Raw genomic sequence first — 15,273 nt, forward strand, 5'->3', positions numbered from 1 at the left:
CTTTTCTTATTGTCCGGCCGCATGGGTTGCGGGTTTAAAAAACCGGGCGGTCATGGCTTGCGCTACAGGTACCTTGATGGTGACAAGGGTGGTGTGGTCAAAGGCCTTGGCACTGCGAACATCGATGATTTCGGCGGTACCCAGTGGTTGACCGCTGCGGCTCAGGGCTGTTCCCAGTTGGCCCTTTTGGGGCAGGGGTAAAAATTCATAGGGTAGGGTTATGCTGGCGTAGCCCGGAGCGTAGTCTTCATCAACCAGAAAGATGGCCTGACCGGAACAGGAAGCGATACACAGACCACAGCCGGTGCAGATGCTGTTCGCATCAATTCGGGGCAGGGCGGTGATTGTTTTACCAATTTTTATGCAACCCTTGGTACAGGCATCCTGACAGGGATTGCAGGGAATGTTCTGAGTACATTCGATCACCGGACGGATGCCGGATTTTTTATCAGTTTGATCAGATCGATGAAAAAAGCGCTCAAGATCAGTATCATCAAGATAGCCTTTTTTAAGCAGACTCTGAGAAACGGCAATCCCTTCGTCGGTTTTGGCAAAGGTTTGGCCCTTGCTGCCGGGGGCGAACATGCCCTGGTGCAGGCTATCGAGGGCGATTTCCAGGTCAGCCAGACGCTTATCTTTATCCTGCTCACTGAGAAAGCCCAGATAAGCTGCAGCTGCCAGACCGGACATCCGGCCACCAATCATGGCTGAGCTGGCTTCTTCGATGCCAGAAACATCCCCAGCAGCAAAGAGACCGGGAATTGAGGTTTCGCCATTTTCAGAAACCAAGGGTACCTGACCGCCGCGCCGGGGATCATCAACCATATTGCAACCAGCCATTTTCAGTAGCTGCGACATTGGCGAGAGACCGACGGCCAGACAGATGGTATCCACATCAAAGTGTTTCTCGGTGCCGGGGATCGGAGTGAACGCTTCATCAACCTCGGCAATCGTCACGCCTGTGACGCAATCAGTCCCATCAGCTTTAGTAATGGTATGAGATAGATAAAAAGGCACCCCACAGCGGGCGATTTTGGCGGCGTGAACGCCATAGCCGCCTATCCTGGGAGCAGCATCCACCAGGGCCACTACTTCACAGCCAGCCTGCATCAGCTGGAAGCTGACCACCAGACCGACATTGCCGCTGCCCAGCATCAGTACCCGTTGACCGGGCTTGATGCCGTAAAGATTCATCATCGTCTGGGCGGCTCCGGCACCAATCACCCCAGGTAGGGTCCAGCCATCAAAGGTGACCATGTTTTCCGCTGCCCCAGTAGCGATAATGATGGTATCAGCCTTGAAGTGCGTCATTGCTTCACCGATTTGAACCAGCACTTCTTTGTCCAGATAAATGCCTGCGACGGTGGCATTGAGAAATACTTCAACCCCGGATTCATCAGCCTCGGCGAGTAGTGTTTCACCAATTTTGTAACCGCGAATCTTGGCCTGGTGTTCTTTTGAACCGAAAAATTTATGGATTTGCTTAAATAATTGTCCGCCGGGTTTGGCATTTTCATCAAAAACGGCAACCTTCATGCCGCATCGGGCGGCTTCAATAGCCGCTGAGAGTCCGGCAGGACCGGCTCCCACGACGATTAAATCATAACGTTTCATCGCTTACCTCCAGTGCTGTGACCCCATCCTGGGTCTGAATCTGCATCCCGGAAACTAATGGGGTAATACAGGTGCGGATATTGGGCACACCATCAACGATCATGACACAGTCGGTGCAGCGGCCAATGGCACAAAAAATCCCCCGGGGCTCATGATTTTTCTGGGTGTAGCGGTGAGTCATCACGCCGGCGGCTTTCAGGGCGACGGCAATGGGTTCACCAGCATAACCTTCCATCGGCTTGCCATCCATATAAAAGGACACCAGCTGGCCTTTTTCAGGTTCGCCAAGAATGGGATGTTCGTTGATCCGGTTCATCACTCACACCCACCTTCATCGGAAATGATAATCGCCGTCATTTCAATCTCACATAGTTGGGTGGGGCGGTTGAGCTCCGTTGTTCCCACTGCGGTAAAAAGCGGCCGATACTCTTTAAAAAACTCCGAATAAGCCCGGCCAATTTCACCGCAATCGGACATCCGGGTAGCATAACACATGACTTTGACAACATCGGCTGGGCTTGCGCCAGCCTGTTCTAAGAGTTTAACGTGTTTTTCAAAAATGTATTTGGCCTGTGCATAGGGATCGCCTTCGCCGTAAACACTGCCGTCCGGCTGAACCGAGGTGGTGCCACCGATCATAATCAGATTGCCGATTTTTACCATCCGTGAATAGCCGACTTTTTCTTCTAAAGGTGCTCCTGATGAATAATTAATTCGTGACATGGTATTACTTCCTTTCGCAATGAATTCAAATAGATTTTTTGTCTTGCCTTCAAAAAATGACAAAGACGCCGAAGATTTTTTTCGACGTCTTTGTCTCGATTTTTCTGTGGTTTTTCTAGGTTAAACATAATATATCACAGCAAAACAAACAGAAATAGTAACAATCGGAACAATTTACAGCGATTTTCAGGGAAATAATTTGCAGTTCATTGGTGGTCTGTCGTCTGGCTCTGGCAAAAAGTTTAGTTGCCTTTTTATTTGATCTGTTATAGAATAAGTTCAATAAAATAATAACCGACATTAGATGAGTGCGATGAAGCCGTTAACGCGGCTTTGTTGCGCTCATTTTTGTCTTTTTTGAAAGGAACTGGAAGAAATAAATCGAGTAAATGTTAAATGGATGTAAAAAATGTTTGGAGAAGAATCAACCCTTCAATTTTATGGTAACATCATGACAAAAGGTTTTAGGTCGGTCACACTACAAAAATATATCAACTAAGAAAGGACGAAAATGATATCGAGGATATCATAAGGAAAAGTGTATGAATCATAAGAGAGGTTTACTTGTTCGGATGCTAATGGGAATAGGAGTGCCAGTTGCGGTTATTTTCGCAGTTGTCGCTGGGATTGCCCTGTATGTGGTGGATCAGTCGATTGCAGAAATTAAGGTTAATGAATTATCAGCCCGGTCTGAATCGGTTTCCAATCAAATCGAAACATATTTTACAAAATATCTGGTGGATGCCAGTCAATTGTCAGCAAGTCCGGAAATTCAGAGTCTGTTCAATCAGGTCACACCGGGGGTGGGCATTACTTCAACAGCCAATTTTCCGGAAATCAAGCAGCATCTGATCAACGTTGCAGCGTCAGATCCCCAAAATATTCAGGTGGCCTGGATTGCTGACGTCGACTCCAGTCAGTTTACCCAGTCTGACGGAGTCGTGTCTGACCCATCCTATGACATTAATGCCCGGCCCTGGTTTAAAGAACTGGTAGCGCAAAAAAAGTTTTTATCTCGGAACCATACGTGGATATCACAACCCAGAAGATCATTGTCAGTGTGGTTGCCCCGGTATTTAAACCAGGAACTCAGGAACTGATGGGGGCCACCTGTGTGGATGTTTCCATTGACCGGATCAAAGAGATCATCGCTGAAAATAAAATTGGCGAAGACGGATTTTTTGTGGTTTCAACCAATAGCGGGATGGTTTTTGATCATCCCAATAAAGAGTACAGCAATGGCATGCTTGCCGATACGGATATGTCAGAAAATATCATTGCGGCACTGATGGATAAGACCACCGGCCCGATCACCTATACAACAGGGGGCATCGAAAGCCGGGGGTATGTCACCGAAATCGGTAATACCGGTTGGGTACTGGGACTGGGCTTCCAACGTCAGAGTTTAGTAAAACCTTCTCAGGAATTCGTACAATGATGTTACTGATTTTTGGTCTGGGACTGATCGTGATTCTGGCAATCATGGTGGTTTCTACCCGAAATTTCATCCGGCCGATTACCCGGCTGGTGGCAGCGGCTGACTGTCTGGCGTTGGGTGACGTCAATATTGATAAAACCATGGCTGAAGGTGCCAAAGATGATGAAATTGGTGAGCTGACCCGTTCCTTTGTAAATATGGCTGAGAACATCAAGGAACAGTCTGAGACAGCCCAAGCGATTGCCAAAGGCGATTTATCGATTAACATCCAGCCAAAATCCTCAGAAGATGTGCTGGGTAGCAGCATGGTTTCAATTAAGGAATCGATCGGCAACCTGGTTTCTGATACTATTATGCTCTCCGACGCAGCCATCCAGGGAGATTTCACCCGGCGGGCAAGGGTGGAAAATCACTCCGGCGAGTATGCACAGGTGATTGCTGGTGTTAATCAGACTCTGGACACGGTTGTAGACAAGATGTTCTGGTATGAGGCGATCATCGATGGGATTCCCATTCCGGTTCACGTCACAGACAACGACATGAAATGGACCTTTATGAATCATGCATTTGAAGAGCTGATGATTAAAAATGGGGTAATTAAGGATCGAAATTCGGCGTGTGGGATGGATTGTTTCAATGCCGGAACCAGTATTTGTCAGTCTCAAGGCTGTGGAATCCGGCAACTGGTGGATCAGAGCGACTCCGAAAGCTATTCTGAATGGGTTGGTCGCAGCAATAAACAGGCGACTGCCTACTTAAAAAACAAAAATGGTGAGAACATTGGTTTTATCGAAGTGATCACGGATATCACACCGATGATTCGCGTCAGTGACTATACCAAAGCGGAAGTCACCCGTCTTGGTGCCAATCTGATGCGATTGGCCGAAGGTGATCTTGATTTTGATATGAATTGTATCGCCGCTGATGAATATACCAAAGAAGTCAGCGCTCAGTTTAGTGAGATCAATAACAGCCTGATGTTGGTTAAGGAATCCATTGGTACCCTTATTGATGATGCCAATATGATTACCAATGCTGTCATTGATGGAAATCTTCAGGCCAGAGCCGATGCCACCACCTTCCAGGGCGCATGGCGGGAAGTGGTTGGCGGCATGAATGCCATTCTCGAAGAATTAAACAAACCCTTGGGCGAAGTGAGAGACATCATGTCAGCAATTTCCAATGGAAATCTGCGGGTTCGAATCAGTGGTGATTATCGTGGCGATGTGGCCTTACTTAAGCAGAGTGTCAATTCCACGGCCACACTACTGGAGGAGGTTGTTGGCGAAATCACTGAGAAGATCGAACAATTGTCGCTGGGAAATCTGGATATTGCAAATGCCCAAGCCTTCCGAGGCGATTTTGTAACCATTTCCAATGCCCTTAATGTGATTATCGATTCACTCAATGCGGTCATGGGTGACATAAACATCGCCGCTGACCAGGTCAATGTTGGCGCCAATCAGGTGTCTGACAGCAGTCAGGCATTGGCTCAGGGCTCCACCGAACAGGCCAGCTCGATACAGGAACTGACCGCTTCAATTGCCGAAATTGCCGATCAGACCAAGAATAACGCCGTGGATGCCAACAAGGCCAGAGAATTGGCTGCTGATGTGATGGGCAATGCTGAAAAAGGCAATCAACAGATGACCGAGATGCAGCGTTCAATGGTGGAAATCAATAAATCATCTGAGGATATTTCTAAAATTATCAAAGTCATTGATGACATTGCGTTTCAGACCAATATCCTGGCCCTTAACGCCGCCGTCGAAGCCGCCCGGGCTGGCCAGCATGGCAAGGGTTTTGCGGTGGTAGCCGAAGAAGTTCGAACCCTGGCCGCCAGAAGTGCCGAAGCTGCCAAAGAGACGACCATTCTGATAGAAAGTTCAATTAGTAATGTCCAGGAGGGCACCAAAATAGCCAATGATACCGCTGGAGCACTGGACGAAATCGTCACCGGCATCGGCAAGGTTACCAGCTTAATTGGGAATATTGCTGGTGCTTCCAATGAACAGGCCACAGGTATTGCCCAAATTAACACCGGGGTTGAACAGATTGCTCAGGTTGTTTCGCAGAATTCGGCTACCGCCGAACAAAGTGCGGCTGCCAGTCAGGAGCTTTCCGGACAATCCGTGTTACTGAAACAGATGATTGATCAATTTAAAATCAGGAAGGTTTAGCAAAATAGTTATATCGTCAATCAAATAATAAATCCTTAGAGACCACCTGGAAAAAGGTGGTCTCTGTAATTGTAAAACCGATTGCGCTGTGATAAACTGAGTCTATAACAACTGCAAGAGCAGTACGCGGCTAAGGAGAAAATGGTGAAGATAATATGTTTTGGTGACAGCCTGACCTTTGGCTATCAGGTGTCCCGGGAAGATAAATGGCATGTGATCGCAGCAACAAAGACGGGAATTCAACTGGTCAATCGGGGCGTCAGTGGCGATACCACCGTCGGAATGCTAAAACGGATTCAACGACAGGTATTTCAGGCAAAACCCGATGGGATGATCCTGATGGGTGGCTATAACGATATCTTTTTTAACCGTAGTTGGGAACAGGCGGCTGAGAATTTGGCCGCCATGGTTGATCAGTCCAGAGCGAAGGGGATTCAGGTTTTTGTGGCGATACCACCACCGATTCATCTGCCGGTAACCTTTAAAGAAGGCGGGGAGATGGTTGACTTTGAAAAAGCTGCGGTGATGATCGCAGACTATTGTCAGTGGTTGCGGGATTATACCACCTCGTCCCAACTTTTCACCCTGGATTTCAGTGCTGCTGGCGACTGGCGTGACAACGATCTGTATCTGGATGGAATTCACCAGAGTCCGGCCGGGCACCGTCTCATGGCGGATCAGGTCATTGATTTTTTAGATAAAACAGGCATCGCAAAATAAATACGGAACAAGGAGAGCAATATGCTGGGTGCAATTATCGGGGACATTGTCGGTTCCCGTTTTGAATTTAATAATCATCGGAGCAAGGACTTTGACCTGTTTACCAGAGCCTGTGAGGTTACTGACGATAGCATCATGACGTTGGCGGTTGCCAAAGCGATCATGGAAGCAGGTCAAGCTGGCTGTTTCCCCCTGGATAATGGGCTGGGAAATCGCGAATACTATCAGTGGGTAGAACGATTAACCGTGCAATGGATGCAGAAAATTGGTCAGAAATACCCTCATTGTGGTTATGGTGGTCGATTTGGGCAATGGGTTTTTTGTGATAATCCCCAGCCCTACAACAGTTATGGTAACGGTGCCGCCATGCGGATCAGTCCGGCGGCCTTTGCGGCGCGATCCGAAACCGAAGCCCGGATACTTGCGGAAGTAATTACCCGGGTTACCCATAATCATCCGGAAGGTTTAAAAGGTGCGGAAGCGACTGTTTTAGCCATTTACATGGCCCGCAATGGAGCCAGCAAAGCAGCCATTCGGGAACGGATTGATGGTTATTTCTATCACTGGAATTTTACCATTGATGAAATTCGGGACAGCTACCAGTTTAATGAAACCTGTCAGGAAACGGTGCCTCAGGCTATTCAGGCTTTTTTGGAATCCGCATCTTTTGAGGATGCCATCCGGACGGCCATCTCCGTCGGGGGAGACAGTGACACCCTGGCTGCGATCACCGGGGCCATTGCAGAAGCATATTATGGGGTGCCCCATGCGCTTAAAGAAAAGGCGCTTACCTATTTGGATGCAGAGCTTTGTCAGATTTATGATGAGTGGCAAGCTTATCTTAAAACCGGACCCCGACAGATGATAATCCGGGAAGCAACCGAAGCGGAGCGGACGCTATTATTCAAAGAAGCCTACCAGATCTGGCATAAAAATAGAACCCTGGCAGAGTACATTCATGACAACGCTAAAGAAGATGCTTTTGGAAAACGCTATGTCATCGATCGTGAGGGTGATTTGGTCAGTTCATTGATTGTTCTGACGCTGGAACCCGTGCTGGGGATTTCTACCTATGGCCTAGGTTCGGTGTTGACACCCGAGCCGCACACCAGTAAGGGCTATGCCGGGATTCTGCTAAAAAGATGTATTCAACAGCTTGAAAAAGACGGTGAGGTGTTCATCTTCCTCTTTTCAGATATTAATCCTGATTTTTATAAAAAAATGGGATTCCGACTACTCCCGGAACATCTCCAGAAAAGTCTTACAAGCCCCTGCATGGTCAAGTGCGGTGAGGCCAGCTGGGAGCAACTAAAGGACGTTTCGGTAGCACTGCTTCCAGATTACTTTTGACGGTACGGTTCAGTACGCAAAATCACAATCGAGGTTATTGCAAAACTGGGCGTAAAACAATGCAGTGTTCGATGTTTTTTCATTACGCAATTACCTAAAGTCACAATCACAAGGGAGGGTACGATGAAATTCAACAGAAAAACGGCGGGTAAAGGCATTATTATTCTGAATCTGTTTACAATTGCGGTATTTTTACTCGTCATTCTCAAAATTCTACCTTATGAATCAATCAGCGGCGGTCAGCTGGATAGCTATGAAGCGGCGGTTCGCACGGCGACTACCAGCATTGTCATGATAATCTATGGCATTCCGGTAGTTGCGGTACCGCTTCCGGGCTGGTTCGGGTCAAAGCCTATAAAAAATTTTATATCGGCTGGTTGATTTTTGCACTGATCTTAATGGCAGTACTCTTTTTTGAAGCGTCGATCATCGGCGTGATTGTGGTAAGCTTTGGCTTACCGTTAATTGCTGTAGCTGCAGGGGTGATTGAATATCGGCAGTTTAATTTGGCTTCAAAAATATATCTCTGGCTGTCTTTTTTCTTTGCTTGTTTAAATACCCTGGGTAATCTATTCGGAAGCACCTGGTTTGAAAAAATCATTATGGGTCTGGTCACCCTGATTCAGGCGATGCTTTATTTTTATCTGGCCCGAAGTAACCCTAAACGCAAGCATCGAAAAGGGTAGTGAACTGTAACTACCGGTAAAATCAAATCGTTGAATCAATTGTCAGTTGATTAGTAAGTTCGTTGGTCAGAAGATCACAGTTGGGAACAGCAGCAATCAAAATACCGAAAAGAAAAAATGCAGTAGTTGTCGTTACGGCCGAGGTAACGGCAACTATTTTTTATATAAATTTAATTAATATTATAGCTTGCAAAAAAAATAGTAAAGAAAAGTATTATTAATAATATTACGAATAAAACAGAATTAATAGGAAATATATTGACATTAAAATCGTAAAATTATACAATGATATAAATTTAACCGGTTAAGTTACAAAATAATTAAACGCATTCAATTAGATTTTAAAGATGAATTACCAACTGAGGTAGTAGTTATTATACGAGTATTTCGTAAACTCGGCACCATGATGACGACACTCAGGTAGGTTTGTTTGCTGTGAAAACGTTTATTACCCTTCTTATCATCATGATCTTCGCAAGAAAGCTAATCGTTTGGCGCATCACTCAACATCCCGAACCGGGTAAAATTAATGACAATAAAATTTATTAGAAACTGGAGGCAAAATAACAATGAATAAAATACCATTTGATTCGAAAGAACTGCAGGTTGTTGCAGAAATACCAAATTTCTTTGGTACCACAGACCCCGTTTACAATTCGCCAGTATCGATGAAAGAAAATTACTTACGAACCATGAAAAAAGAACCGGTCTGGGAAAGTCTGGGAAACGAGTCGGCCTTGTTTTGTCCCAGTGTAATCCCGGATAATATTGCCAGAGCCTTTGTATTTGAAGCGAATATGATGCCGCCTCAGGATGGTATTGACATGTTCGGGATACCATGGGAATATGTTCCTGATGCCCAGGGTTCCATGGTGAGACCCGGAAATCATATTTTAAACGATGCCAACGACTGGAAAGAAGTATTACAGTTTCCCGACATTGATAGCTGGGATTGGGAAGGCAGTGCCAAAGCTAACAATGGTACTTTTTTGAATGGCAACGGGTTTGTGCTGGCATGGCAGATTAACGGATGGTGGTTTGAACGACTTATTTCGTTTATGGGATTTGAAAGAGCGGCAGAAGCTCTGATTGATGAAGATCAGACAGAGGCCGTCAAAGAGATTTTTGAGGCGACCACTGATCTGGCGTGTCGCATTGTGGATAAATTTGTAGAATATTATGATCACATTGATGGTTTTACCGTACATGATGATTGGGGGTCACAACGATCGCCGTTTTTTTCTGAAGCAACCGCTCAGGAAATGATTGTTCCTTACATGAGAAAACTGACTGACCATATTCATGCGAAAGGACTGTGGGCTGATCTTCATAGCTGTGGTCATATCGAATCCCGCATTCAGTGTATTCTTGATGCCGGATGGGACTCATGGAGTCCACAAAACATGAATGATACCCTACAGCTTTTTGAAAAGTATGGTGATCGGATATGTTTAGGAATGATACCAGAAATTTTTGATCCAGCCACAACCAGCGAGGATAAACAGCGGGAATATGCAAGAACATTTGCAGACAAAGTATGTATACCGGGTAAATCCTCGTTTATCAGTGTTTATGCAGTTTTGGGTGGGATCATGACACCAACGTTTAGAGAAGAATTATATAAACATTCTCGAATTCTTTATAGCAACTAAATGGGATCATGCTCCTTCTACAGTGTGGTGATTAAATTATTAATCATAACGCTGTGGAAGGAGTATTTTTATTTTAGAAATGGATATCTAAAGGATTCTTTGTAAAACACATACTTGAAATGATAGATAATGATTTGAAAAATGGAATCATCTTATCGTTGACAGGCTCAGGTTATTGTGTTAATATAGTTGCCAATTCAACAGTTGCAACGACAACAGATTAAATATCTGAGTGAGGTAATCAATGTTAATGAACAATCTTTCGATCATCGTGCGTCATAGCAAGGTGTTTTGTGAACGGCGCTTGCATAATTCTGGGGTGGGTTTTCCTGAACAGGTAATTCTGATGTATTTAGCTTCAAACAATGGGGTTAATCAGGATGCCATTGCCCAGCATTTTATGCTGGATAAAGGCGCAATCGCCAAAACTTTGCGAAAACTGGAGGAGAAAGGCCTGATTGAGCGCCATCAGAATCCTGAGAATAAACGGGAAAACCTGATATCGATTGCCCCGGCGGGGCAAAGTATCCTGGGAGAAATGGGAGCAGCACTGGAGGAGTGGAATCAGTCTTTTTTTGAAGGCTTAAGTGATGAAGAAATTCAACAATATCGCAGGATCACAAAAAAAATCGCTGACAATGTGGCCAGGATTAATGAAAAAGACTCGATCGACCACCAGTAAAAAAGGAAGGACTGCAAATCAAATGACAAATCAGAATAAAAAAATCAGCTACGGCATGGTCATGGTCGTATATCTTTTGGGGATTTTTATGGGCGCCCTGGATACCGGCATTGTTACCCCGGCCAGAACGGTGATTCAAACCAACTTAATGGTCGACGATAAAACCGGAATCTGGATGATAACGATATATACACTGGCTTATGCGGCCAGTATCCCGGTAATGGGCAAGCTGGCTGACCGTTTTGGCAGAAAATACATTTATCTTCTCAGTATCTTGCTTTTTGGTCTGGGTTCATTATTTTGTGGTTTAGCTCAGAATTTCGCCAGTTTTCCGATGCTGCTGGTGGCGAGAGCAGTTCAGGCCATCGGTGGTGGTGGCATCGTCCCGGTGGCAACTGCCGAATTTGGCACCACCTTTCCCAAAGAGAAGCGGGGCATGGCCTTAGGTTTGGTTGGTGGCGTTTATGGGATTGCCAATATATTTGGTGCATCCGCTGGCAGTGCCATTCTGGATTTGGCTGGAACTACCAACTGGCAGTATATTTTTTATATTAATGTACCGATTACGATTTTTATTTTGGCGGCAGGACTCATTTGTCTGCCAAATACCCGGATTGAAAATGTCAAAAAAATCGATATCGGCGGAATCACCATCGTCACCATCATGGTTCTCTGTGTCCTTTATGGTTTGAAGAACATCGATTTCTTTGATTTTGCCAATACCTTTCTCAGCACGGCAGTCTATCCATTCTTGATCATTTTTATGCTGTTGCTGCCGATTTTTATTCTGGTGGAGAAAAAAGCTGAAGATCCGGTCATCAACTTAGCCTATTTTAAAAACAGCAATATTCTGATCACCCTGGTCTTGTCATTTATCACCGGGATGGTTATCATGGGGATGATTTTTGTTCCCCAGTTTTGTGAAAATGCGATGAAAACACCAGCTGGAAAAGGTGGTTACTATGTCATTATTCTCGGTCTTTTTGCTGGCGTCGGGGCTCCGTTCTCGGGCAAGCTTATCGATAAATTTGGAGTAAAAATAACCCTCGGATTTGGTTTTCTGGTTTCATGTATCGGTTCACTTTTTTTGATTTTTGTGACAACTAATTATCCCAGCATCCTGACGGTGGTGGTCAGTCTGATTTTGATGGGGTTGGGGATTGGCTTTACCATGGGAACCCCGATTAACTATATGATGCTGGACAACACCGAAGCGGCGGAGGCCAATTCGGCGCTGGCCACAGTCTCATTGATCCGATCGATTGGAACGGCAGTGGCCCCGGCGATTATGGTCGGTTTTATTGCCCATGCCGGGTTGTCGGTGCAGTCAAACGTCATGAATCTATTGCCAACGGAGGTGAGCGTACCAACCTTACCCTATGCTCAGGAGCTAACAGATGAATTTAATCAGCTAAAAAGCAACGAAAATATTGGTGATCAGCTGGCGACTGTAAGCTTGCCGGATTTAACGGCCAAGCAAACGATTGAAATCAATATGAATGAAAACAGTGGTAACGATATTCCTGAGGAGCTGGTGGCCCTGATGAAGGAGTCGGACGTCACCACCATTACCGAAAACAGCAAAACCTTTGCAGCCCGGATGTTTGCAATTATGATGCCGGATACCATTGCCGAGATTAATAGCGGCATCGACAATGGCATCAATGGGCTTAATACCGGGATTACTCAACTGGATGGCAACATTGCCGAACTGCGAACTGGTTATGATGGCATTAGCGCTGGCATCGATGGCATGGAAGCGGCGCTTGCGGCCCAGCAAGAGGCCCTTCACCAGCTCGAAAGTCTGCGTGTGACGATGGCAGAAATGATGGCCGCAGCAGCGGCGCAAATGGCAGTGTCGACACCAGCCGGGATGCCACCAGGAGTGGCCGGTCCGCCACCAGCAGCAACCATGAGTGCAGCTCCGATGGATGTGGTCAGCATGATTCCGGAAAGTGTACGCAACCAGCTACCGCAAACTGTACTGGATGAGCTCAGCGACGTAAAAACCATTGACGATCTTGATGGCAAGATCTGGGTGTTGGAGAGCGCCATTGCGAGCTTGTCAGAGCAACGCGATTCGGCTCAGGCAAATCAGGCTCAGATGGGAATAGCCATTGATGCGATGGCGGATGTAAAAAACCAGTTAACGACCATGGTAAATCAGATGACAATCATGAAGAACGCCGTGCCGGAAGCCTTTGAAAGTTCAAAGAATGGTTATCTGGCAGCGATTGACAGCAAAAAAACGGAGCTTGAAAATGAGTTTCAGAAAACCCTCAATTATGGCTTCAAACAGGTGTACTGGACCGTTGCCATTGCTTCGGTGCTGGCATTGATGCTACTGGGATTTTATCAAAAAAAGTCGATGCCTGAGGAAGTTCAATGGGAATCCGTTGTTGAACTTTAAAATTTTTCAGAAAATATTTTAGAGATGAGAACAATATTTTCAACTATGGAATAATAAAGACGATTATGTTATACTTATAAAGTTAGAATCTAAGGATAAATATCAACACTTCCTGATCGCAACACACATCTGGAAGTGTTTTTAATTGCGAAAAAAAGAAATGGAGAATGAATGAGTATTTTAAATGTCGAGAATCTTTCTCATGGATTTGGCGACCGGGCGATTTTTAATCAGGTCTCGTTCCGGTTGTTAAAGGGAGAGCACATCGGTTTGATTGGGCCAAACGGCGAAGGCAAGTCAACCTTCATGAATATTGTTACGAATCGGCTGATGCCGGATGAGGGCAAGGTGGAATGGGCCAAAAATGTCCGGATTGGATACCTCGATCAACATGCCGTGTTACAGCCGGGGATGACCGTTCGGGATGTGTTGACCTCAGCTTTCGATTTTCTGCTGGAGATTGAAAGCCGGATCGGTTTGCTTTATGAAAAAATGGCGGAAGACAGCCCCGAAGAAGTGGAAAAAAGTCTGGAAGAGGTGGGCGATCTTCAGGACTTACTGGAATTTCATGACTTTTATCTGGTTGATTCCAAGGTGGAAGAAGTGGGAAATGCTCTGGGTCTTAACGATATTGGCATGGACAAGGATATCACTGAGCTCAGTGGCGGTCAGCGTACTAAGGTACTGTTAGGTAAGCTGTTGCTGGAAAAACCGGATATTCTGTTATTGGATGAGCCGACAAATTACCTCGATGAACAGCACATTGAATGGTTAAAGCGTTATCTTAATGAGTATGAAAATGCCTTTATTCTGATTTCTCACGATCTGCCCTTCGTTGATTCAGTTATTAATCTGATTTATCATATGGATAATCAGAAGCTGACCCGCTATGTAGGAAATTATGCCAAATTCCAGGAAGTACTGGAAGCAAAAAAAGCCCAGGAACAGGCCGCTTACAATAAACAGCAAAATGAAATTGCTGAGCTTAAAGATTTTGTCGCTCGAAACAAAGCCCGGGTGGCCACCCGGAACATGGCCATGTCACGTCAGAAAAAACTGGATAAGATGGATATCATTGAGCTGGCCTCGGAAAAGCCAAAACCCCGCTTCCATTTTAAAGAAGCCGGAGCTACTGGCCGCCGGGTGTTTGAAACTGAAGATCTGGTTATCGGTTATGATGAACCACTGTCCAAGCCTCTGAATCTGGTGATGGAGCGGAAACAGAAAATCGTCTTAAAGGGTACTAACGGCATCGGTAAAACGACGCTGTTAAAAAGCATTCTGGGCTTGATTCCTCCAGTTGCCGGAACCGTTGAACAGGGTGAAAAACTGAAAATTGGCTATTTTGAACAGGAAATGGATCAGGACATCCGCACCAGCTGCATTGAAGAGGTCTGGAACGAGTTTCCGTCGCTGAATCAGAACGAAGTGCGTTCAGCCCTGGCCCAATGTGGTCTGACCCGTAAGCATATCGAAAGCATGGTCAAGGTCTTAAGTGGTGGCGAACAGGCCAAGGTTCGCCTCTGTAAACTGATTAACCGGGAAACCAATATCCTGGTATTGGATGAGCCCACCAATCATCTTGATGCCGATGCCAAGGCCGAGTTGCAGCGGGCACTAGCAGCTTATAACGGCGGGATTCTGATGGTTTGTCATGAACCGGAATTCTATCAGAGCTTTGTCAATGAAGTCTGGGATTGTTCCCAGTGGACCACCAAAACAATTTAATTTAAAAGAAAATTAATTTTTTAAATCTCTGTGTAATAAGATTGACAATAGCCGAATGGTCATTTACTATTAAAACAGTCTGGAGGAGGT

14 protein-coding genes are annotated in these 15,273 nt (G+C 45.6%); 11 read left to right on the forward strand and 3 right to left on the reverse strand.

Features of this window, described 5'->3' with window-relative positions:
• Positions 1-6 precede the first annotated feature (6 nt).
• From CHL1_RS06875 to CHL1_RS06885, 3 genes are read right to left on the reverse strand one after another with little or no spacing between them, the layout of a single operon-like run.
• Positions 7-1,614 carry an FAD-dependent oxidoreductase gene (locus CHL1_RS06875; protein WP_148637802.1) on the reverse strand — a complete coding sequence of 536 codons (1,608 nt, stop codon included), beginning with the start codon at positions 1,612-1,614 and terminating at the stop codon, positions 7-9.
• The gene (locus CHL1_RS06880; RefSeq protein WP_070372134.1) at positions 1,601-1,930 is read right to left on the reverse strand and encodes a (2Fe-2S)-binding protein; all 330 of its coding nucleotides are present in this window, start codon (positions 1,928-1,930) and stop codon (positions 1,601-1,603) included. Before CHL1_RS06880 ends, CHL1_RS06875 begins: the two co-directional genes overlap by 14 nt.
• On the reverse strand, positions 1,930-2,337 hold the full coding sequence (locus tag CHL1_RS06885) for a Rid family hydrolase (RefSeq protein ID WP_070372133.1): 408 nt from the start codon (positions 2,335-2,337) through the stop codon (positions 1,930-1,932). Before CHL1_RS06885 ends, CHL1_RS06880 begins: the two co-directional genes overlap by 1 nt.
• A 542-nt stretch (positions 2,338-2,879) precedes the next feature.
• Here CHL1_RS06885 and CHL1_RS06890 point away from each other — a divergent pair.
• The 11 genes from CHL1_RS06890 (at position 2,880) to CHL1_RS06940 (ending at position 15,183) form a co-directional block, all read left to right on the forward strand.
• Entirely contained in the window at positions 2,880-3,437 is a 558-nt protein-coding gene (locus CHL1_RS06890) for a cache domain-containing protein (RefSeq protein ID WP_250935583.1), read from the forward strand.
• Positions 3,365-3,775, forward strand: coding sequence for a cache domain-containing protein (locus CHL1_RS06895; RefSeq protein WP_250935585.1), 411 nt, complete (start codon positions 3,365-3,367; stop codon positions 3,773-3,775). Before CHL1_RS06890 ends, CHL1_RS06895 begins: the two co-directional genes overlap by 73 nt.
• A complete protein-coding gene (locus tag CHL1_RS06900; protein ID WP_250935587.1) occupies positions 3,772-5,955 on the forward strand; it encodes a methyl-accepting chemotaxis protein in 2,184 nt (727 codons plus the stop codon). Before CHL1_RS06895 ends, CHL1_RS06900 begins: the two co-directional genes overlap by 4 nt.
• A 144-nt stretch (positions 5,956-6,099) precedes the next feature.
• Positions 6,100-6,675: a GDSL-type esterase/lipase family protein gene (locus CHL1_RS06905; protein ID WP_070372131.1), complete on the forward strand. Its 576-nt coding sequence runs from the start codon at positions 6,100-6,102 to the stop codon at positions 6,673-6,675.
• A 21-nt stretch (positions 6,676-6,696) separates the two neighbouring features.
• On the forward strand, positions 6,697-8,025 hold the full coding sequence (locus tag CHL1_RS06910; protein ID WP_250935589.1) for a GNAT family N-acetyltransferase: 1,329 nt from the start codon (positions 6,697-6,699) through the stop codon (positions 8,023-8,025).
• 123 nt (positions 8,026-8,148) lie between these two features.
• A complete protein-coding gene (locus CHL1_RS06915; RefSeq protein ID WP_250935591.1) occupies positions 8,149-8,406 on the forward strand; it encodes a hypothetical protein in 258 nt (85 codons plus the stop codon).
• A gap of 17 nt (positions 8,407-8,423) precedes the next feature.
• Entirely contained in the window at positions 8,424-8,711 is a 288-nt protein-coding gene (locus CHL1_RS06920) for a hypothetical protein (protein WP_250935601.1), read from the forward strand.
• 569 nt (positions 8,712-9,280) lie between these two features.
• Entirely contained in the window at positions 9,281-10,363 is a 1,083-nt protein-coding gene (locus CHL1_RS06925; RefSeq protein WP_148637807.1) for a uroporphyrinogen decarboxylase/cobalamine-independent methonine synthase family protein, read from the forward strand.
• A gap of 244 nt (positions 10,364-10,607) precedes the next feature.
• Complete coding sequence (locus CHL1_RS06930; protein ID WP_070372126.1) at positions 10,608-11,045, forward strand: MarR family winged helix-turn-helix transcriptional regulator; 438 nt, start codon at positions 10,608-10,610, stop codon at positions 11,043-11,045.
• A 22-nt stretch (positions 11,046-11,067) separates the two neighbouring features.
• Positions 11,068-13,455 (forward strand): MFS transporter, encoded by a 2,388-nt coding sequence (locus CHL1_RS06935; protein WP_250935603.1) that lies wholly within the window; start codon positions 11,068-11,070, stop codon positions 13,453-13,455.
• A gap of 171 nt (positions 13,456-13,626) precedes the next feature.
• Positions 13,627-15,183, forward strand: coding sequence for an ABC-F family ATP-binding cassette domain-containing protein (locus tag CHL1_RS06940; protein ID WP_070372124.1), 1,557 nt, complete (start codon positions 13,627-13,629; stop codon positions 15,181-15,183).
• The last annotated feature ends 90 nt before the right edge of the window (positions 15,184-15,273 follow it).

The sequence above is a fragment of the Acetobacterium wieringae genome (assembly GCF_023700225.1).
Classification (GTDB): domain Bacteria; phylum Bacillota; class Clostridia; order Eubacteriales; family Eubacteriaceae; genus Acetobacterium; species Acetobacterium wieringae.